Raw genomic sequence first — 19,686 nt, 5'->3', positions numbered from 1 at the left:
CATGTCTGGCAATCGTGGAGTGGTGTATCTCGGCAACGGCAAGGTCGAAATACAGAAAATCGACTATCCAAAAATGCAGGACCCGCGCGGCAGGAAGATCAACCATGCTGTCATCCTGCGTGTGGTTTCCACCAACATCTGTGGTTCCGACCAGCACATGGTGCGCGGTCGTACCACCGCTCAGACCGGTCTGGTGCTGGGTCACGAGATCACCGGTGAAGTGATCGAGAAGGGCAGCGACGTCGAGAACCTGCAGATCGGCGACCTGGTTTCCGTACCGTTCAACGTGGCTTGCGGGCGCTGCCGTTCCTGCAAGGAAATGCATACCGGTGTTTGCCTCAGCGTTAACCCGGCGCGTCCGGGCGGTGCCTACGGTTATGTCGACATGGGCGACTGGACCGGCGGCCAGGCGGAGTACGCGATGGTGCCGTACGCCGACTTCAACCTGCTGAAACTGCCTGATCGCGATCGCGCGATGGAAAAAATCCGCGACCTGACCTGCCTCTCCGACATCCTGCCGACCGGTTACCACGGCGCAGTGACCGCCGGCGTTGGCCCAGGCAGCACCGTATACATTGCCGGTGCCGGTCCAGTCGGTCTCGCAGCAGCCGCTTCCGCCCGCCTGCTGGGCGCGGCAGTAGTGATCATCGGTGACGTCAACACTGTTCGCCTGGCACACGCCAAGGCGCAGGGTTTTGAAATCGCCGACCTGTCCCTGGACACCCCGCTGCACGAACAGATCGCTGCACTGCTGGGCGAGCCAGAAGTGGATTGCGCCGTCGACGCCGTAGGCTTCGAAGCGCGCGGCCACGGCCATGACGGCGTGAAACACGAGGCTCCGGCCACCGTGCTCAACTCGCTGATGGGCGTTGTGCGGGTTGCCGGCAAAATCGGTATCCCGGGCCTGTACGTGACCGAAGATCCAGGTGCAGTGGATGCCGCCGCGAAAATGGGCAGCCTGAGCATTCGCTTCGGTCTGGGCTGGGCCAAATCCCACAGCTTCCACACCGGCCAGACGCCTGTGATGAAGTACAACCGTCAGCTGATGCAGGCGATCATGTGGGACCGTATCAAGATTGCCGACATCGTTGGCGTGGAAGTCATCAGCCTGGATGACGCGCCACGTGGTTACGGTGAGTTCGATGCGGGCGTGCCGAAGAAGTTTGTGATCGATCCGCACAAACTATTCAGCGCGGCGTAAGGCTTCACGCAATACAAAACGGCGACCTACGGGTCGCCGTTTTTTTTGTTCGATGATGATCGTTCCCACGCTCTGCGTGGTCACGCCTCCTGTGACGCTCTGCGTCACGATTTGGGACGCAGAGCGTCTCGGGCTGCATTCCCACGCAGAGCGTGGGAACGATCATTAGAGGACCACCAGCGCTCCTTGATATAGAACGGGCCCCGTCGGTTGCCCCGTCGGCGAACCACCTTTGGGCTCAAGACTCACCGCCAATGCAATCGGCTTGGCGATCAACGTTTTCTGCGCATCGCTGAGTTCTACGCGACCTTTGCCATCAGCCGGAATCACGCCGAGGGAAATGGGTTTTCCATCCGCCGGAATCGCCCACAACTCCAGGCTACGGCTCGGATCAACCGCTGCCAATGTCAACGGCTCGACCTTCAGATAATCCGCATGTGATTCCACTTTCAGTGCAGGTTGCGCGTCGGCTGTGAGCAACGTGGCGCTGTAACGGGCGCTGTCACGGTTGTAGATCACGCCCAGGGTGACCGCAATCACCAGCGAACACACCGCCGCCGTCATCCGCAACCAGTTCCAGAACGGACGCTTCTCTGGCACATGAAGCACTTGCGGTTCGATTCGTGCGGTGATGCCTTTCCACACGCGATCTGGCACCGGCTGCTCGGGTAACGCATCGGTCAGACTGGCGAGGCTTTCCTGCCATTGCGCCAGTTCCACGCGCAAGGCTGCGTCCTCCAGCAATAACTGCTCGAAACGCCGACGGGCGGCAGCCGGCATCAGGCCGATGGCGTAGTCGGCGGCGAGGGCGCGGCGCAGGGTCGGGGTTTGATAGTTCATGATTCAAGGCACCTGCGCAGTCGCTCCATACCGCGGCGGATCCAGGATTTCACCGAGCCCAGCGGCGCGGCCAGATGTTCGGCCAGTTCAGCGCACGACAAGCCCTGGAAGTAAGCGACTGTGATCGATTGGCGCTGCATGCCTTCGAGGCTTTCCAGGCAGCGCTTCAAAGCACCGGCTTCGCGTGCGCTGGCTAATTGGTCGTGGGCCGAGGGGCTTTCATCCACCAGCGCTTGTTCTTCGAGATCGCTCAATGGCCGGTCACGGTGTTTGCGTAACTGGTCGATGGCTTGATTGCGGGTGATGTTAATCATCCAGGTCAACGGCGCGGACAGGTGCGCCTCATAGCGCGAGGCATTGTTCCAGATGCGCACGAAGCTTTCCTGCAGCACTTCTTCGGCCAAGTCCGCACGCCCCATGAAACGCAGGGCAACACCGTGCAAGCGTGGGCCGACGCTACGGTACAGCGTCTCGAACGCGCGGCGGTCACCCAGTGAGCACTGGGCCAGGAGTTGCCTGAGTTGATCGGTGTCGGCGGTGGAAATAGTGGTTCTCCGGACAATCGGCGCGGACTGCGCGTGGTTCTTGTTGCAGGCAGAGGTTAGTTGACGGCGCGCAGTTGTTCCATTCACGGCAGACACCTCGAGAAACCGCCGACCCTGATGTTCAGGGCCGGCGGTACGGCTCAGCTTTTTGGCATCAGCACTTTGTCGATGACCTGAATCACGCCGTTGGATTGATACACGTCATAGGTGGTGATATCGGCGACGTCACCTTTTTCATCCTTGATGGTGATGTTGTGCGGACCGTTCATCATCGCCCACAGTTTGCCGCCGGCGACGGTGGTCAGCTCGGCTTTGCCGCCACCGGCCTTGATCTTCTCGGCGAGGGTCATCATGTCGAGTTTTCCGGCGACGACGTGATAGGTGAGAACGTGAGTCAGGGTCGCTTTGTTGGCGGGCTTGAGCAGGGTGTCGACGGTGCCGGCAGGCAGCGCTGCGAAGGCCGAGTTGACCGGTGCAAACACGGTGAACGGGCCTTTGCCCTTGAGGGTATCGACCAGGCCTGCGGCTTTGACGGCGGCCACCAGCGTGGTGTGGTCGGCGGAGTTGACGGCATTATCGATGATGTCCTTGCCCGGCATCATGCTCTGGCCACCGACCATGACTGAATCGTGGCTCATGTCTGCGGCTTGCACGGTGTTCAGTGCGAGTGCCCCACCAAGGGCGAAGGTCAGCAGGCTGGCAATCAGAGGCGTTTTGATCGAAGTGCGTTTCATGGTGATGATCCTTTGTGGGGAGAATCGGCCAGGAGTGTCTGTCCGTGCTTGATATACGTGGGCACGGCCATACTGGATGCAGCGACTGGACATTCTTTTTTGACGGTTCGTCAGAGGCTCGCCAGGGCTGGGAACAATCCCCCGGGATGCCAGTCAAACAGGCAGTTTTTCGCCGCCCGCTTGCCGGGCGGTTTTCTTGGCACAAGAGGATGTCTGGATGAAGATTTCACGCGGTTTCGCATTGGTTTCGCTGATGACTCTGGCCGCCAGCCCGGTCTTTGCTCAGTTCAACCTTAGTGATGCGGCCAGTGCCATTTCCGGTATGAAGGGTGATAACACCGCAGCCTCAGCCGCGCAGACTCCACAAACGGCTGACCTGCTGAGTGCACTCAGCGAATTGAATGTCACGCCAGAACAAGCCATTGGGGGCGCCGGGGCGATGCTGGGGCTGGCAAAAAACCAATTGAGCTCCACCGATTACTCGGAACTGGCCAAAAGCGTTCCGGGGATCGACATATTGTCCGGCGGCGGTGAGCTGGGTGCGCTGGCAGGCTTGCTCGGGTCTTCCGGCAACACGGCCGGTCTGGGCAATGCCTTGGGCGCCGTGAAGAACACCACCGATTTGAGTAGCGCGTTCAGCGCATTGGGGATGGACGCCGGCATGATCGGCCAGTTTGCCCCGGTGCTGTTGCAATACTTCGGTCAGCAGGGCGTTGGCGGTTCGCTGCTGAACAGTCTGGGCGGGATCTGGGGCGCCGGCTCCGGTATCTGATCTAACGGTTCTCGGCGCGCAAGGCGTCGATGCGCCGATCCTTTTCGATCCAGAGGTGGTTGACCCAGTTCTGGATCGTCTGGCGAAACACCGAGTCGTTCTCGTAATCGCCCTGCCACAGTGCCGGGTCGAGTTCGCGGGTCTTGATATCGATGATGACCCGCGGCACGTTGCCACTGATCAAGTCCCAGAACCCTGGAATCTTCTGCTGCGGATACACCACCGTCACATCAAGAATGGCGTCCAGCTGTTCGCCCATCGCTGCCAGCACAAACGCCACGCCGCCGGCCTTGGGCTTGAGCAAATGCGTGAACGGTGATTGCTGCTGGGTGCTTTTTGCTGCGGTGTAGCGGGTGCCTTCCAGATAATTGACCACCGTCACTGGCTGGCGCTTGTACAGCTCGCAGGCTTGTTTGGTGATCTCCAGGTCCTTGCCGGCCAGTTCCGGGTTTTTCGCCAGAAACGCCTTGCTGTAGCGCTTCATGAACGGATAGTCCAGCGCCCACCACGCCAGCCCCAGGAACGGCACCCAGATCAGTTCTTTCTTGAGGAAGAACTTGAAGAACGGCGTGCGTCGGTTGAGTGTCTGGATCAGCGCCGGGATATCGACCCAGGATTGATGGTTACTGATCACCAAATACGACGTATCACGGCGCAGCTCATCGCCACCCTTGATGTCCCATTGGGTGGGGATGCACAGGCGGAAAATCAGCTTGTCGATTTCAGCCCAGGTCTCGGCGATCCACATCACGGCCCATGAGGCATAGTCGCGAAAGCGCCCGGGCAGGATCAGTTTGAGCAGTGCGAACACCATCAACGGCCCAAACAGGACCAGGGTGTTGAGCAACAGCAGCAAGGTAACGAAACAGCCGGTGAGCAGGCGGCGCATAAGAGACTCTTGAAAGCGTTTGGGCGCGCCATCATAAGCAGCTTCGGGCCTCAGGCCAAATCGGCGGTGACGAATGTTTCACCTTCAAACCTTTAATCTCCCTGTGCAAATCATTCCAACGTAGCGCGTGGGAACGATCTATCCAATCAAGGTCTAAAATCCCGCTGCCCACTCCTTATGGATGCCCATTACGTGAAATCCCTCCTAGCATTGCTTTCCCTCGTGGCCCTGCCGGTCCTGGCCGCTGAGCCGACCCTGTATGGGCGCTACGAATACATTGCGCTGCCGGAAATCGGTGGCCAGGTCTTCAAGGCCAAAATGGACACCGGCGCCCTGACCGCCTCGCTGTCGGCCAAGGACATCGAAACCTTCACTCGCGACGGCGAAGAATGGGTGCGTTTTCGCCTCGCCACCAAGGACGCGAGCAATAAGGTTTACGAACACAAGGTCGCGCGGATCAGCAAGATCAAGACCCGCTCCGAAGAAGAAGATGATGACGCGAACGTGAGCGCACCGACCAAGCGTCCAGTGGTCGATCTGGAGCTGTGCCTGGGCAACGTCAAGCGCACCGTCGAGGTCAACCTCACCGACCGCAGCAGCTTCAACTATCCACTGTTGATTGGCGCCAAGGCGTTGCGTGAATTCGGCGCGGCGGTGAATCCAGCACGACGTTTCACGGCCGACAAACCCAACTGCTGAGGCGCCACTGGAGCATCGGCACCAGGCCCCGCGAGCAACTGTCAGATGCGCGGGGTGTGGCCGCCGATGCGTGTGGGAGCGGGCTTGCCCGCGATGAAGCCGGGACAGCCGGCGAAGCTCTAAACCTTCGGCATCGTCGCCAACATCGAAGGCCGCTGACTCACCTCAAAATACCAGGCCGCCAGCTGCGGATTCGCTTCGCGCCACGCCAGGTCTGGGTGGCGCAAGTCGAGGTAACCCAACGCACACGCCACGCTGATCGCCGCCACATCGAAATGGCTGGTCAGTTCGGCAATCGCGTCTTTCTCCAGCAATGCCAGGGCACGCCGGATCTTGTCGCGCTGGCCATCGAGCCACGCCTCCCAGTGTTTCTCCGGCGGGCGCAGGGCGACTTCGTAACGAACCATCACCGAAGCGTCCATGATCCCGTCGGCCAGGGAGGCGAGGGTCAGACGCCGCCAGCGGGCCGATCCGTCGCGAGGAATCAGCGGATTGCCGACGTGTTGATGATCGAGGTAATCGAGGATGACCCGGCTGTCATGGATGACGTTGCCGTCGGCCAGACGCAAGGCCGGAATCTTGCCCAGCGGGTTGTCTTCATTCAGGGCCGGGTCCGGGCTCACCGGTGTCAGCACGCAGTCCTGCAATGCCACGCGGTCGGTCTGACCGGTTTCGTGCAGCAGCACCATGACTTTGCGAACGAAGGGCGATAAGGCGTTGTGGAACAGGGTCATGCTGGGGGCGGACATGGCAGCATCTCGGTGTGGGGCAGTGCCGGGCAGCATAGCGCGTTAAAGCGATAGCTCAAGATGAGCGACGAACGCAAACCCCTGTGGGAGCGAGCTTGCTCGCGATGAGGTCGTTACATTCAGCACTCATGTTGAATGTCAGGTCGCCATCGCGAGCAAGCTCGCTCCCACAGGTTTTGCGATTTAGCTGACCGGTTGCAGCGTCTGCGATCCCGCCTGCGGACCCGAAGCAGCCTGCTGTGGTTTCAGTTCGCGGGCGACGGTCCAGACGATGAACGCGGCCACGATGTCGAAAATCGCCAGCACCACGAACAGCGGGCTGTAACCGATCTTGGTCACCATCACGCCGAACACCATAGTGAAGGCGGCAGCGCCCAGGTAGCCGAACATCCCGCCCATGCCGGTGGCCGTGGCCACTTCATTCTTGCCGAACGAGTCGGAGGTGATCGCATACAGCGCACCGGACAATGTCTGGTGAGCGAAGCCGCCGACGCACAGCAGCGCGATCGCGGTGTAGGGGCTTGCCACCAGGCCGATGCAGGCAGGGCCGATCATGCAGGAGGCACCGAACAGCAGGACCATTTTGCGCGAGGTGAACAACGATACTTTGCAGTGCTTGTGGAACAACGGGCTCAGGTAACCGCCCAGGACGCAGCCAAGGTCGGCGGCCAGAAACGGCAGCCAGGCGAACATCGCGATCTCTTTGATGTTCATGTGCCGTTCGGTCATCAGGTATAGCGGGATCCAGGCGTTGAACGTCTGCCAGGCGGGCTCGGAGAGCATCCGCGCACTGGCGATGGCGTAGAAGTTGCGGCTGCCGATGATTTTCTTCCAGCTGCCCTTTTTCGTGGTCGGGTCTTTGAAGTGATCTTCCTGGCCACTGAGGATGTAATCGCGTTCTTCATCACTCAGGCGTTTTTGATCGCGTGGATGTTTGTAGAGGATCAGCCAGAGAAAGCTCCAGACAATGCCCAGCCCCCCGACGATCAGGAATGCCAGCTCCCAGCCACTGTGCAGAATCGCCCAAACCACCAGCGGCGGCGCCAGCAGTGCGCCGATCGAAGAGCCGATGTTGAACCAGCCAATTGCAACCGAACGCTCCTTGGCCGGAAACCATTCGGTCGAGGCTTTGACCGCTGCCGGCAAACCAGCCGCTTCCGTCAGGCCCAACAGGCCCCGAACAAACGCCAGCCCTTGCCAGCCTGACGCCATTGCCGCTGCCGCACAGGCAATCGACCAAGCGAAGGCGAAGATTGCAAAGCCCATTTTGGTGCCGATGGCATCGATGATGTAGCCCGCCACCGGTTGCATCAGCGCATAGCAAACCTGCCACGCGACCACGATGTGCGAGTACTGCTCGGTGGAGATGTTCATTTCGCTCATCAGGGTCGGAGCGGCCACTGAGAGGGTATTGCGAGCCAGGTAATTGACCATCAGGCCGGCTGTCACCAGGCCGACCATCCACCAGCGGATGCCTTTGACTTTCATTGCTTCACCATGATTATTTTTGGATTTTGGTGTTAAACAAGGTTTGTTGTAGGTTGTCGTACAACATACGTCTTTATAGAAGTGCAAGGGCGAAACTGTCAATAAATATGTCAAAGAATTTGCGGGTTCAGGCGACAGGCGGGGGAATGATGTCGTCGTATGACCGAAGGGTTTATACCGACTGTGGGAGCGAGCTTGCTCGCGATGGCGGACTTCCATTCAACATCGATGCTGAATGTGATGGCCTTATCGCGAGCAAGCTCGCTCCCACAAGGATCAGCGGCGTTGCAGCAGACCGCGCAGGGCGAGGACAGCGGGGACGCCCAGGCCAAGCCAGCTCAAGGCGTCCCACACGCCGTCACCCAGCAACGCGGCGAATAACCCCGCGGCGCTGAGCAGGGCGATGACGGTAGGCGTGGCAAACACCTTCCAGAAGTTCGACTGCCTTGGCCTCATGCCTGAGCTCCCGCTTGTTCAAGCACCGGTTTCGCCGCTTTGCGCCGCACCACCCACAGATAAACTCCGCTGCCCAGGACAATGATGGTCAGCCCGTCCAGTGTCGCCCAGAGGATTTTCATCGGCATGCCGCCGTAATCACCGAAGTGCAGCGGTTGCGACATGCCCATGGCGTCCATGTACCACGGTCGTTCGGCCACCGCCGTGACTTGCAGAGTGCTGGCGTCGATCAGCACCGGTGTCAGCAGGTGCGATGTCAGGTGGGTGCTGCCTTTCATGAACACCGCGTAATGGTGCTCGCTGGAAAATCGGGTGCCGGGGAAGGCGATGAAATCTGGCGTCATGCCCGGTGCGACTTCCTTGGCGATGTCGAGCAAACGGGTCGCGGGCGCCAATTGGGTCAGCGGCGGTGCGTCCCGATACGGCGCGACCATCGCGCTCAGGCTGTCATTGCGCCAGGCGGCGATCAGCAGGTCGGCGCAGGCACTGATCACGCCGGTCACACCCACGACCAACGCCCACGTCAGGGTGACCACGCCGATCAGGTTATGCAGGTCGAGCCAGCGCAGGCGAGTCGACTTGTCCTGGCGCACAGTGGCGAATTTCAAGCGGCGCATGAACGGCAGGTACAGCACCGTTCCGGAAACAATGGCCGCTACAAACATCAGCCCCATGAACGCGAGCAGCAACTTGCCCGGCAGCCCGGCAAACATGTCCACGTGCAGGCGCAGCATCACCATCATGAAACCGCCATTGGCCGACGGCATCTCCAGCGCTTCACCGGTACGGGCGTCGAGCATGAATGTGTGCGACGAGTTCGGCTCGGTGCCGGCAGTGGCCGCCATGATGGTGATCGCTGCGTTGGGCTCGTCTTCGTCAAAGCCGAAATATTGCAGGACGTCGCCAGGGCGATGTTTTTCAGCCGCCAGCACCAACTGCTGCAAATTCAGCTGCGGCGTGTCTGCCGGCATCTGCTTCAACTGCGCAGCATCGCCCAGCAGGTGGTCGATCTCATGGTGAAAGATCAACGGCAGGCCGGTCAGCGCCAGCATCAGTAGAAATACCGTGCAGATCAGGCTGGTCCAGGTGTGGACGCAGGACCAGCGGCGAATCGTTTTGCTTTTCATCTTATGGCCTTCAGAAATACCAAAGCCGTCCCTGTTGGACGGCTCGGTCTTGGGCGTGACAAATCAGGCCATTACCACTTGTAAGTCGCACTGGCGACGACACTGCGCTGGTCGCCGTAGTAGCAGTAAAAACTGTCGCAGGTGGAGATGTAGTCCTTGTCCAACAGGTTGGTCGCGTTGAGGGCCAGCGATGCGCCTTTCAGGCTGTTGTCCAGACGACCGAGGTCGTAATGAACCGCGGCGTCGAACACGGTGTAGGCGTCGGCCTTGCCCAGGAAGGTGTTGGCCTGGTCGCCATAGGTGTTGCCGGTATAGCGGGCGCCGGCACCGAGGCCAAAGCCGTCGAGCACGCCGTTGTGCCAGGTGTAATCGGCCCACAGCGACGCTTGCTGGTTAGGTATCAGTTGCAGGCGATTGCCTTTGAAATCGCCTTTTTGCACTTCGGACTTGGCCAGGGTGTAGGCGGCGATGATTTTCAGGTTGTCGGTCACATCGGACACCGCTTCCAGCTCCAGGCCCTTGACCTTCACTTCGCCGGTCTGGCTGGTGATCGGCGTGGAGCCGACGGTGGTGGTGACGGAAACGTTTTTCTGCGTCAGGTCATACACCGCCGCGCTGAGCAGGGTTTTGCTGCCCGGTGGCTGATATTTCACGCCCAGTTCCCACTGCTTGCCTTCGGTTGGCTTGAACGATTCGGTGGACGAGGCCAGGGCGCCGGTGGTTGGCTGGAAGGATTCGGCATAAGACAGGTACGGCACAAACCCCGAATCAAACACATAGCTGATCGCCGCGTTGCCGCTGAAGGCCTTGTCGCGCTCGGTGTTGGTGGCGTCGCCCTTGTTGAAGAATGTTGTGCCGGTGTGAACCCAGTCCTCACGGCCGCCGAGGGTCAGGCGCCATTGGTCGAGGGCCATCTGGTCCTGCACGTACACGCCCGTCTGGTGGGTTTTTTGGTCGTAGTCGTAGAACGCGGAGGAACGCGGTGGACGAACGATTGGCTGGCCATAAATTGGGTTGTTGACGTTGGTGATCAGCCCGTCACCGAAAATCGAGGTGTAGTTGGTGTTGCTGCGTTGGTGGTCGAGACCGAGCAGCAGGGTGTGGCGCACATCGCCGGTGGCAAAGTCAGCCTGGAAATTGTTATCCACGGCGAACTGGCTGATGTCTTCGTCGACGGTGGTGCTGGTGCGCCCGACGTTTCCTTGATTATCCACCTGCGTAAACGGGTAAGAGCCGACGGTGAGTGCCTGGAACGACAGGTCCGATTTGGTGTAACGCAGGTTCTGCCTGAATTGCCAGACATCGTTCAGGCGATGCTCGAACGCATAACCCAGCGCGTAGTAGGTGCGGTCGTAGAATTCCCAATCCGGATCGCCCAGGTTCTTGTGATGGGACACCTTGCCAAACGGCATATCGATCTTGGTCCCTTGCACCGGCAGGAACTGGCTGGTGATGCCGGTATCGTCGCGGGTGAATTGCGTGAGCAGGGTGAACGAGGTGTCGTCGTCGATGTTCCAGGTCAGGCTCGGCGCAATGTTGTAGCGCTTGTTGTCGACGTGGTCGATCTGCGTGCCACTGTCGCGCACCACACCGCTCAGGCTGTAGAGAAACTGGCCTGCGTCGTCGATCTTGCCGGTGCTGGCGAAGTTGATCTGGCGCTGGTTGTCGCTGCCGTATTGCAGCTCGATCTCATGGCTGTCTTGCGCGGTGGGACGGCGGCTGACCATGTCCAGCAGGCCGCCCGGCGGGGTCTGGCCGTACACCGATGAAGCCGGGCCGCGCAGCAGGGCGAGGCGCTCAAGGTTCCAGGTTTCCTGTTTCGGGTTGGCATACACGCCTTTGGGCAGTGGCAAGCCGTCCAGGAACTGAGTCGGTTCGAAACCACGCACGCGCAACCAGTCGGCGCGGGTGTCACTGCCGTAGCTGCTGGCGACGATGCCGGGCATGTAGCGCACGGCGTCATCGAGGTTCTGTACGTTGCGATCGTCCATCTGCTGGCGGGTGGCAATCGAAATCGAGCGCGGCGCTTCGACCAGCGCGGTGTCGGTCTTGGTGCCAGCGGCGGTGCGGGTCGCCAGGTAGCCGTCCACCGGACCCCAGGCACTTTCGGTGTTTTCGACGCCGATGACGGCGGTTTCCGGCAGGGCCAGCACGCCCTCGGGAATGGCGACCAAACTGTAGGTGCCAGCGCTGCTTTGTTCCAGTTGCAGACCGCTGCCACGCAAGGCTTCACGCAGCGCGCCGGCGGCGTCGAACTGACCCTTCACCGGAGCCGAGGTCTTGCCCGCCGCCAGCGATGGATTCAACGACAGCGCCAGGCCGGCCTGGCTGGCGATCTGATTCAGGGTGCTGGCCAATGGCGCGGCCGGCAGGTCGTAGGCGCGAACGCTGGACGCCTGTTCTGCGGCGATCAGAGGGCTGCTGGCCAGAGGGGCACAAAGGGCAATGGCGACTGCCAGCAAGCTGGGACGCAACAGGGTGTCGAGCGAACGGGACATACAGCGGCTCCTGAATGGAAATATTTCTCAATTGCCTAGGTGCCGCACGAGATTCCAAAAGTGATAGGGCTGGATGAAAATAATTTGTATTTAGATAGCGATCGTTCCCACGCTCTGCGTGGGAATGCAGCCCGTGACGCTCCGCGTCACAGCCCGAAGCGGACGCAGAGCGTCCATTGATGCATTCCCACGCAGAGCGTGGGAACGATCATCATCAGGCGCAACAGCTCTCAGGGCCGGGTGTCAGCCTTCGCCACCGTCACCCACCACGGCGTGTGCTGTTCGATCTGCACCGGCAAGGTCGGCAGCAGCGCGTTCAAGGCCTTGTCGGTGTCGTGCAGCGGGAAGCTGCCGGTGATTCGCAGGTCGGCGATCTCCGGGTCCAGCCCCAGATGCCCGCGACGGTAGCGAGCGAGTTCACGCACCAGGTCTTCCAGCCGCGCGTTGTCCACCACCAGCATGCCGCGAGTCCAGGCATCGGCACCGAGGTTGAGCGCGGTGATCGGCCCCAGGCCATTGCCGCGCATCAACACTTGCTGGCCCTCACGCAGAATCTGCTCTTCGGAACTTGATTGCGGATGCGCGGCCACCGCTGACTGCAGCACGCTCAATCGCGTGCCGTCATCTTCGCGCCGGACGAGGAAGCGAGTGCCGAGTGCGCGCAGGCTGCCTTCGCGGGTCTCGACGATAAATGGCCGGGCATCGCCATGGCCGGTCTCGACGAGAATTTCCCCATCCTGAAGGACGATCAGCCGCTGCTTTTCATCGAAGCGCACGTCGATGGCGCTGTGGGTGTTGAGGTTGATCAGCGTGCCGTCAGTCAGGCGCAGGGTGCGTTGCTCGCCGGTGGCGGTGCGTTGGTCGGCCAGCCAATAGTCGATGGGCAGAAAACGATCACCGGCGAATAGCGCCAATCCGATCACTGCAACAAGGCTGGCCACGCCGCTGCCCAGTTTGCGAACCCGGCGGCGAATGCTTTCGCGCGACTGCAACAGTGCCGTGCGGGCCGGGCCGCTGGCGACGCTGAAACGCTGGTCGAGCATGCCCAGTTGGTGCCAGGCACGAGCATGTTCTTCGTGGGCAGCGTGCCATTTGGCAAATTCTTCGCGCTCCACCGGGTTGCCGGAATCGAGGGACAATTGCCAGGCAATCGCCGCGTCCAGCACATGGGCGGACACCGGTTTGGAACTGACCGGATTCATACCGGTTCACCGTACAACGCGATGTAGCACTGACGAATGCCTTGGGCCAGGTACTGGCGAACCCGAGGCACCGACACGCCCAGGCGTTCGGCGATGTCGGCATGGCCGAGGCCGTCGAGACGGTTAAAGAGAAACGCTGCCCGCGCCTTGCTCGACAGTTTGCCGAGCAGGCGGTCGATGTTTTTCAGGTCTTCGAGAATCAACAGCTGTTCTTCCACCGACGGTTGTTCGCCTTCGGGGATCAGCATCAATTCGGTGAGGTAGGCCTGTTCCAGCGCTGCGCGGCGAAAGTAGTCGAACAGCAAGCCTTTGGCGATCGCCACCAGAAACGCCCGCGGTTCGCGAGGTTCCTTCAGCCCATCACGGCCCAGCAACCGCACGAAGGTGTCCTGACTCAGGTCTTCGGCCCGTTGCGGACAGGCCACGTTGCGTCGTAGCCAGGCCAAGAGCCAACCGCGATGGTCGCGATATAACGCACCAACGAGCTCACTCTGAGGGCTTTGGACTGACGACACGCGGCATCACCGATTGGGAAGTATTAACTAACGAGAATTATTCGCGATTGTGGCAGAGGCGGGGGAGGTAAGCAATTGGCCACTGGTCAGGTGGACTGCGTTATCGTTCTTCGCGGCGATCCGACAAGCCACGCGTTGTGTCGATTGCAAAATTGGCGAACGACACAATCTCCCCTGTGGGAGCGGGCTTGCCGCGAAGGGGCTGGAACAGGCACAGACAATCTAAAAGGAAGGCGCGCGCTGCCGACGTTTCCACTGATTCACCCGCTGCTGCAAATTCAGCGGACTGTGAATCTGCTGCTGCCGCGCCCGGCTGAACAAAATCAACGCCAGCTCGGCAGTGGCCAGTGCATCGGCGCTGGCGTTGTGGCGTTCGAAGACTTCCAGCTTGAACCAGTCGATCCAGTCATCCAGCCCGGCGTCGCGAATGTGCGCCTGAGGGCACAGCAGCGGTGCGATGTCCGCCACATCCAGAAACGGATGTTGCAACTTGTAGCCCAGATGGTCTTTGAGCGCGCGTCCGAGCATGTGCTGATCGAACGGCGCATGAAACGCCAGCACGGGACTGTCACCGACGAACTCCATGAAATCGAGCAGCGCCTGCGCCGGATCGCTGCCAGCGGCAATCGCGCTGGGCCCCAGGCCATGAATCAACACGCTGGGGGCCAGTTTCAGGTCGGCGCATTGCAGCGTGCGTTCGAACTGCTGGCTGAAATCAATCGCGCCGTCCTCAATCACCACTGCACCGATGGACAGCACGCGATCCTTGTTCAGGTTCAACCCGGTGGTTTCCAGATCCAGCACCACCCAGCGTTGCTCGCGCAGGCTGCACTCACCGAGCTCCCGGGCCGAAGGCAACCGTTGCAGGCGTTGCTGAAGTTCTCCGGGAAGGCTTGGACCCGCCGGACGCAGCCATGAAAACAGGCTCATAGCTGATACCGCAGGGCCAGGCTGCTTTGCAGGCGTTGAGCCTGGCGCAGGGATTCACGCAGGATCCGTCGGTCCAGATGATTGAGGCTGTCCGGGTCGACACGGTTGGAGTAGGGCAAGTTCTCCCGGGTTTGCAACTGATGCTGTTGCATACGGGTTTGCTGGATGAAGTGGTAAGCCTCTTCATAGGCCGCGCCGTCCAGTCGTTCGATGACTTCCTTGGCGACCAATTGGCGAAAACGCTCCAGGGTATTGTTCGCCTCGATGCCGTGGGCCAATGCCAGTAATCGGGCGGCATCAACGAAGGGCGTCAGCCCTTGGACTTTCAAGTCCAGCGTGGCTTTCTCGCCATTCTTGCGCGCCAGCACAAACTCGCGGAAACGTCCTACCGGCGGCCGGTTGCGCAACGAATTCTCGGCCATCATTCGCTGGAACAATCGATTGTCGGCGACCTGATCGAGAATCCCTTTGCGCAATTGCTCGCAACCTTGCTCATCGCCCCAGACCACGCGCAGGTCGAAATAAATGCTCGATCCCAGCAGGTTCTCAGGTGTTGCCTCGCGGATAAAGGCTGCAAAACGCCGCGCCCATTCAGCACGCGACAAACACAACTCGGGGTTGCCGGCCATGATGTTGCCTTTGCACAGCGTGAAGCCACACAGCGCCAGGCTTTGGTTGATCTGCTGGGCGATGGGCAGCAATTTGCCACGAATCTCCGCCGCGTGAGCCGCGTCCCGGGCTTCGAACAGGATGCCGTTGTCCTGGTCGGTGTGTAACGTCTGTTCGCGACGGCCTTCACTGCCAAAGCACAGCCAACTGAACGGCACGCCCGGGTCGCCTTTCTCCGCGAGGGTCAGTTCGATCACCCGGCAAACCGTATGGTCGTTGAGCAGGGTAATGATGTGAGTGATCTGGGTCGACGAGGCGCCGTGCGCCAGCATGCGCTCGACCAATTGGCCGATCTCGCCGCGCAGCGCCACCAGGTTTTCCACTTTCTGGGCACTGCGAATGGTCCGCGCCAGGTGCACCAGATCCACCCGTTGCAGGGAAAACAGATCCCGCTCGGACACCACGCCGCACAGGCGATGGTCTTTCACCAGACAGACGTGGGCGATGTGCCGTTCGGTCATGGCGATCGCCGCATCGAAGGCACTGTGGTCCGGCGTCAGGAAAAACGGCGCCCGGGTCATGTGGCGCTCGATGGCCTCGTTGAAGTCATTGATACCGTCGGCCACTACATGACGCAGGTCGCGCAGGGTGAAAATGCCCAACGGCGCTTTATGCTCGTCGACGATCACGATGCTGCCGACCTGTTGCTCGTGCATCAGGGTCACGGCTTCACGCAACGGCGTGGCGCAACCACAGGTTACCGGGTGACGCATGGCCAATTCGCCCAGGCGTGTGTTCAGCGAGTATTGAGTGCCGAGGGTTTCCACGGCTTTTTGTTGAACCTGCTGGTTGATCTGATCGAGCAGGCTGCTGACGCCGCGTAAGGCAAAGTCGCGAAACGTGTGGGAAAGCGCGAACAGTTTGATGAACGCCAGCTTGTTCAGCTGTAGGCAAAAGGTGTCTTCGGCGGCCAGGTGTTCGGTGCGGGTCGCACGCTCACCCAGCAGCGCGGCGAGGGGGAAGCACTCGCCGGTGGTGATTTCAAACGTGGTCTCGGTGCCACCCTTGGCCGTGTGCGGGCGTTCACCCACGACCCGGCCTTGCTTGACGATGTAGAAATGCTCAACCGGCCCATCGGCGGGTTTGATGATGCTTTCGCCCGGGGCATAAAAACGTAGCTGACATTGTTCAACCAGGTACGCCAGGTGAGCGTGTTCCATCTGATTGAAGGGCGGGAAGCGCTGGAGAAATTGCAAAGTGCCCTGGATGTTCTGCAACACCGCGGTTTTCCCTGCCTGTGTGAAGGCGTCCGCTTTACTCATAACCTATTACCGCAGTCTTTTTTTGAATTGTTGTGGTGGGGTGACTCCGTCATGGTCGGCCCCTGCGCGCAGAGTGCCCATTGGACGTAAGTCTAGGTAGGCAGTACGGGTGTCGGAAGTTAGGAAATGTCTGACGCAAATACGGGAAAAACCCCCTACATTGGCTATAGGAAAAGTTTCCGACGAAGTGCACATTGAAGGTCTGCTTAGCGATGTCTGACGAAAGTGCTAGGGGATTGAATCGAAATCGTAGAGAAAGCCATGTCCGACCACGATATTTTGAGTGACGCCGAGCGCGAGGCGCTGAGTGCCGTCATGCTGGAACCCGATTTGCCGCCACAGCGAGTGCTGATCGTCGATGACGATAAGGACGCGCGGGAGTTGCTTTCGGAGATTCTCGCGCTGGATGGCATCCGTTGCATGACGGCAGCAAGTGGCGAAGCAGCCCTCAAGATGTTGAGCGAGAAACCAGCGATTGGCCTGGTCATCACTGACTTGCGCATGGGGCATATAGATGGCCTGGACCTGATCCGCCAGGTTCGTGAGTCGGTTCGGGCGGCCATGCCGTTCATCATTGTTTCCGGTGACGCTGACGTCAAAGACGCAATCGCCGCGATGCATTTAAGCGTGGTCGACTTCCTGCTCAAACCTGTCGATACCGGCAAGCTGTTGGCGCTGGTCAAGCATGAGTTGGGATTAGGAATGGAAGTGCAGGACCCGATTTGAAATAAAAAGGCCCTGATCTTGCGATCAGGGCCTTTTTTTGTCCGGCGTCAGCGTTCAGTTACAGGCCATTGGCAGCCTTGAACTCGCGACGACGACGGTGCAGAACCGGCTCGGTGTAGCCGTTCGGCTGTTTGGTGCCCTCAACCACCAGTTCGACCGCTGCCTGGAAGGCAATGTTGCTGTCGAAGTTCGGTGCCAGCGGACGGTACAGCGCGTCATTGGCGTTCTGACGGTCAACCACCGGCGCCATGCGCTTGAGGCTTTCCATCACTTGCGCTTCGGTGACGATGCCGTGACGCAGCCAGTTGGCGATGTGCTGGCTGGAAATACGCAGCGTCGCACGGTCTTCCATCAGGCCGACGTCGTTGATGTCTGGCACTTTCGAGCAACCCACGCCCTGATCGATCCAGCGCACCACGTAACCGAGAATGCCCTGGGCGTTGTTGTCCAGTTCGTTCTTGATCTGCTCTGGCGTCCAGTTCGGGTTGACGGCCAGCGGGATGGTCAGGATGTCGTCCACCGAAGCGCGCGCACGTTTGGCCAGTTCGGCCTGACGCGCGAACACGTCGACCTTGTGGTAATGCAGCGCGTGCAGCGCGGCGGCGGTTGGCGATGGAACCCAGGCGGTGTTGGCGCCGGCCAGCGGGTGAGCGATTTTCTGTTCGAGCATCGCGGCCATCAGGTCGGGCATTGCCCACATGCCTTTACCGATCTGGGCGCGACCTTGCAGGCCGGTGCTCAAGCCGATATCGACGTTCCAGTTCTCATAGGCACCGATCCACTTCTCGGCTTTCATGTCGGCCTTGCGCACCATCGGGCCGGCTTCCATGGAGGTGTGGATTTCATCGCCCGTACGGTCGAGGAAACCGGTGTTGATGAATACCACGCGCTCGCTCGCGGCCTTGATGCATGCCTTGAGGTTGACCGTGGTGCGGCGCTCCTCGTCCATGATCCCGACTTTCAGCGTGTTGCGTGGCAGACCGAGGACTTCTTCGATGCGACCGAACAGCTCGTTGGTGAACGCCGCTTCTTCCGGACCGTGCATCTTCGGTTTCACGATATAGACCGAGCCGGTACGGCTGTTCTTGCGCGAGCTGTTGCCATTGAGGCTGTGAATCGCCGCCAGGCTGGTCACCAGACCGTCGAGAATGCCTTCCGGCACTTCGTTGCCATCTTTATCGAGAATCGCGTCGATGGTCATCAGGTGACCGACGTTGCGCACGAACAGCAGCGAACGACCGTGCAGGCTCAGTTCCTTGCCGTCGACACCGGTGTAGGTGCGGTCGGCGTTCATGGTGCGGGTAAAGGTCTGGCCGCCCTTGGAGACTTCTTCCGACAGATCGCCTTTCATCAGGCCGAGCCAGTTGCGGTAGATCACCACTTTGTCATCGGCATCGACAGCGGCAACGGAGTCTTCGCAGTCCATGATGGTGGTCAGCGCCGCTTCCATCAGGATGTCTTTGACGCCGGCAGCATCGGTCTGGCCGACCGGGGTGCTGGCATCGATCTGGATTTCGAAGTGCAGGCCGTTGTTTTTCAGCAGGATCGCGGTCGGTGCCGAGGCATCGCCGTGGAAACCGATCAGTTGGGCATCGTTGCGCAGGCCGCTGTTGCTGCCGCCTTTAAGGGCGACGACCAGTTTGCCGTCAACGATCTTGTAGCCGGTGGAGTCGACATGGGAGCCGGCCGCCAAGGGCGCCGCTTCGTCGAGGAAGGCGCGGGCGAAGGCGATAACCTTGTCACCACGGACCTTGTTGTAGCCTTTGCCTTTTTCCGCGCCGTCGGCTTCGCTGATGGCGTCGGTGCCGTAGAGCGCGTCATACAGCGAACCCCAGCGGGCGTTCGAGGCATTGAGCGCGAAACGGGCGTTCATGACCGGCACCACGAGTTGCGGACCGGCCATGCGGGCGATTTCGTCGTCGACGTTTTGCGTCGTGACCTGGAAATCGGCCGCTTCTGGCAGCAGATAACCGATGTCTTGCAGGAAGGCTTTATAGGCCACGGCATCGTGCGCCTGACCGGCACGGGATTGGTGCCAGCCATCGATACGAGCCTGGATATCATCGCGTTTGGCGAGTAGGGCTTTGTTCTTCGGGGCCAGGTCATGAATGACCTTGTCGGCACCGGCCCAGAACTTATCGGCGGTGAGGCCGGTACCGGGAATGGCTTCGTTGTTCACGAAGTCGAACAGGACTTTGGCGACCTGCAGGCCACCGACTTGAACGTGTTCAGTCATTGCTTGCCTCACTCTGCTCAGCTATTTCGCTTTTCAGCTCTTCAAATTAACAATGAAGCCTCGGGCTATTTAAACCACAAACCCCTTCCACCAGTACATGCCATTTCGGGCGGCTGGGATGGAACCGATCAACGGCTTTGAGGCCTTG

18 protein-coding genes are annotated in these 19,686 nt (G+C 60.2%); 4 read left to right on the top strand and 14 right to left on the bottom strand.

Annotation, left to right across the window (positions count from 1 at the left end; all coding sequences use genetic code 11):
- Nucleotide 1: 1 nt before the first annotated feature.
- Nucleotides 2–1,201, top strand: a complete 1,200-nt coding sequence (gene fdhA / locus QRN31_RS14625) for a formaldehyde dehydrogenase, glutathione-independent (RefSeq protein WP_123719614.1) — start codon at nt 2–4, stop codon at nt 1,199–1,201.
- A 165-nt stretch (nt 1,202–1,366) separates the two neighbouring features.
- Here the strand turns inward: fdhA and QRN31_RS14620 are convergent, their stop codons facing one another.
- From QRN31_RS14620 to QRN31_RS14610, 3 genes are read right to left on the bottom strand one after another with little or no spacing between them, the layout of a single operon-like run.
- Nucleotides 1,367–2,041: an anti-sigma factor gene (locus QRN31_RS14620; RefSeq protein ID WP_285432693.1), complete on the bottom strand. Its 675-nt coding sequence runs from the start codon at nt 2,039–2,041 to the stop codon at nt 1,367–1,369.
- Nucleotides 2,038–2,673, bottom strand: coding sequence for a sigma-70 family RNA polymerase sigma factor (locus QRN31_RS14615; protein WP_285432691.1), 636 nt, complete (start codon nt 2,671–2,673; stop codon nt 2,038–2,040). Before QRN31_RS14615 ends, QRN31_RS14620 begins: the two co-directional genes overlap by 4 nt.
- 53 nt (nt 2,674–2,726) lie before the next feature.
- Nucleotides 2,727–3,320, bottom strand: a complete 594-nt coding sequence (locus QRN31_RS14610) for a fasciclin domain-containing protein (protein ID WP_285432690.1) — start codon at nt 3,318–3,320, stop codon at nt 2,727–2,729.
- Nucleotides 3,321–3,537: 217 nt separating this feature from the next.
- Between QRN31_RS14610 and QRN31_RS14605 the strand changes: the two genes are divergently transcribed.
- Entirely contained in the window at nt 3,538–4,092 is a 555-nt protein-coding gene (locus QRN31_RS14605; protein WP_285432687.1) for a DUF2780 domain-containing protein, read from the top strand.
- Between the two features lies 1 nt (nt 4,093).
- Here the strand turns inward: QRN31_RS14605 and yihG are convergent, their stop codons facing one another.
- Nucleotides 4,094–4,981, bottom strand: coding sequence for a 1-acylglycerol-3-phosphate O-acyltransferase, YihG family (gene yihG, locus QRN31_RS14600; protein ID WP_285432686.1), 888 nt, complete (start codon nt 4,979–4,981; stop codon nt 4,094–4,096).
- A 192-nt stretch (nt 4,982–5,173) separates the two neighbouring features.
- Here yihG and rloA2 point away from each other — a divergent pair, with 192 nt between their 5' ends.
- Nucleotides 5,174–5,680: a retropepsin-like aspartic peptidase RloA2 gene (gene rloA2 / locus QRN31_RS14595; protein ID WP_285432684.1), complete on the top strand. Its 507-nt coding sequence runs from the start codon at nt 5,174–5,176 to the stop codon at nt 5,678–5,680.
- 119 nt (nt 5,681–5,799) lie between these two features.
- Here the strand turns inward: rloA2 and QRN31_RS14590 are convergent, their stop codons facing one another.
- The 9 genes from QRN31_RS14590 to QRN31_RS14550 all read right to left on the bottom strand — a co-directional run bounded on the left by QRN31_RS14590 (nt 5,800) and on the right by QRN31_RS14550 (nt 16,576).
- Nucleotides 5,800–6,429: a glutathione S-transferase gene (locus QRN31_RS14590; protein WP_285432682.1), complete on the bottom strand. Its 630-nt coding sequence runs from the start codon at nt 6,427–6,429 to the stop codon at nt 5,800–5,802.
- 183 nt (nt 6,430–6,612) lie between these two features.
- On the bottom strand, nt 6,613–7,917 hold the full coding sequence (locus tag QRN31_RS14585; RefSeq protein WP_285432681.1) for an MFS transporter: 1,305 nt from the start codon (nt 7,915–7,917) through the stop codon (nt 6,613–6,615).
- A gap of 276 nt (nt 7,918–8,193) precedes the next feature.
- The gene (locus QRN31_RS14580) at nt 8,194–8,373 is read right to left on the bottom strand and encodes a hypothetical protein (protein ID WP_010467072.1); all 180 of its coding nucleotides are present in this window, start codon (nt 8,371–8,373) and stop codon (nt 8,194–8,196) included.
- Nucleotides 8,370–9,500 (bottom strand): PepSY-associated TM helix domain-containing protein, encoded by a 1,131-nt coding sequence (locus QRN31_RS14575; RefSeq protein ID WP_285432680.1) that lies wholly within the window; start codon nt 9,498–9,500, stop codon nt 8,370–8,372. Before QRN31_RS14575 ends, QRN31_RS14580 begins: the two co-directional genes overlap by 4 nt.
- 71 nt (nt 9,501–9,571) lie before the next feature.
- On the bottom strand, nt 9,572–11,998 hold the full coding sequence (locus QRN31_RS14570; RefSeq protein WP_285432679.1) for a TonB-dependent siderophore receptor: 2,427 nt from the start codon (nt 11,996–11,998) through the stop codon (nt 9,572–9,574).
- 230 nt (nt 11,999–12,228) lie between these two features.
- Complete coding sequence (locus QRN31_RS14565; RefSeq protein WP_285432677.1) at nt 12,229–13,200, bottom strand: FecR domain-containing protein; 972 nt, start codon at nt 13,198–13,200, stop codon at nt 12,229–12,231.
- Nucleotides 13,197–13,715, bottom strand: coding sequence for an RNA polymerase sigma factor (locus QRN31_RS14560; RefSeq protein WP_285432676.1), 519 nt, complete (start codon nt 13,713–13,715; stop codon nt 13,197–13,199). The genes QRN31_RS14565 and QRN31_RS14560 overlap by 4 nt, the downstream gene beginning before the upstream one ends.
- A gap of 222 nt (nt 13,716–13,937) precedes the next feature.
- A complete protein-coding gene (locus QRN31_RS14555; protein ID WP_285432675.1) occupies nt 13,938–14,645 on the bottom strand; it encodes a 3'-5' exonuclease in 708 nt (235 codons plus the stop codon).
- Entirely contained in the window at nt 14,642–16,576 is a 1,935-nt protein-coding gene (locus tag QRN31_RS14550) for a putative nucleotidyltransferase substrate binding domain-containing protein (RefSeq protein ID WP_285432674.1), read from the bottom strand. Before QRN31_RS14550 ends, QRN31_RS14555 begins: the two co-directional genes overlap by 4 nt.
- Nucleotides 16,577–16,837: 261 nt before the next feature.
- Between QRN31_RS14550 and QRN31_RS14545 the strand changes: the two genes are divergently transcribed.
- On the top strand, nt 16,838–17,302 hold the full coding sequence (locus QRN31_RS14545; protein WP_285432673.1) for a response regulator: 465 nt from the start codon (nt 16,838–16,840) through the stop codon (nt 17,300–17,302).
- A 58-nt stretch (nt 17,303–17,360) separates the two neighbouring features.
- Here the strand turns inward: QRN31_RS14545 and QRN31_RS14540 are convergent, their stop codons facing one another.
- Complete coding sequence (locus QRN31_RS14540) at nt 17,361–19,538, bottom strand: malate synthase G (RefSeq protein WP_285432672.1); 2,178 nt, start codon at nt 19,536–19,538, stop codon at nt 17,361–17,363.
- Nucleotides 19,539–19,686 lie beyond the last annotated feature (148 nt).

It is taken from the genome of Pseudomonas sp. fls2-241-R2A-110, assembly GCF_030209165.1.
GTDB lineage: Bacteria > Pseudomonadota > Gammaproteobacteria > Pseudomonadales > Pseudomonadaceae > Aquipseudomonas.
The sequence above is the reverse complement of the archived record's forward strand: the minus strand, read 5'-3'. Positions and strand labels throughout refer to the sequence as shown.

Coding starts and splice junctions, on each gene's coding strand:
- fdhA (WP_123719614.1), top strand. CDS start 2: ATGTCTGGCAATCGTGGAGTGGTGTATCTCGGCAACGGCAAGGTCGAA.
- QRN31_RS14620 (WP_285432693.1), bottom strand. CDS start 2,041: ATGAACTATCAAACCCCGACCCTGCGCCGCGCCCTCGCCGCCGACTAC.
- QRN31_RS14610 (WP_285432690.1), bottom strand. CDS start 3,320: ATGAAACGCACTTCGATCAAAACGCCTCTGATTGCCAGCCTGCTGACC.
- QRN31_RS14605 (WP_285432687.1), top strand. CDS start 3,538: ATGAAGATTTCACGCGGTTTCGCATTGGTTTCGCTGATGACTCTGGCC.
- yihG (WP_285432686.1), bottom strand. CDS start 4,981: ATGCGCCGCCTGCTCACCGGCTGTTTCGTTACCTTGCTGCTGTTGCTC.
- QRN31_RS14590 (WP_285432682.1), bottom strand. CDS start 6,429: ATGTCCGCCCCCAGCATGACCCTGTTCCACAACGCCTTATCGCCCTTC.
- QRN31_RS14585 (WP_285432681.1), bottom strand. CDS start 7,917: ATGAAAGTCAAAGGCATCCGCTGGTGGATGGTCGGCCTGGTGACAGCC.
- QRN31_RS14580 (WP_010467072.1), bottom strand. CDS start 8,373: ATGAGGCCAAGGCAGTCGAACTTCTGGAAGGTGTTTGCCACGCCTACC.
- QRN31_RS14575 (WP_285432680.1), bottom strand. CDS start 9,500: ATGAAAAGCAAAACGATTCGCCGCTGGTCCTGCGTCCACACCTGGACC.
- QRN31_RS14570 (WP_285432679.1), bottom strand. CDS start 11,998: ATGTCCCGTTCGCTCGACACCCTGTTGCGTCCCAGCTTGCTGGCAGTC.
- QRN31_RS14565 (WP_285432677.1), bottom strand. CDS start 13,200: ATGAATCCGGTCAGTTCCAAACCGGTGTCCGCCCATGTGCTGGACGCG.
- QRN31_RS14555 (WP_285432675.1), bottom strand. CDS start 14,645: ATGAGCCTGTTTTCATGGCTGCGTCCGGCGGGTCCAAGCCTTCCCGGA.
- QRN31_RS14550 (WP_285432674.1), bottom strand. CDS start 16,576: ATGAGTAAAGCGGACGCCTTCACACAGGCAGGGAAAACCGCGGTGTTG.
- QRN31_RS14545 (WP_285432673.1), top strand. CDS start 16,838: ATGTCCGACCACGATATTTTGAGTGACGCCGAGCGCGAGGCGCTGAGT.
- QRN31_RS14540 (WP_285432672.1), bottom strand. CDS start 19,538: ATGACTGAACACGTTCAAGTCGGTGGCCTGCAGGTCGCCAAAGTCCTG.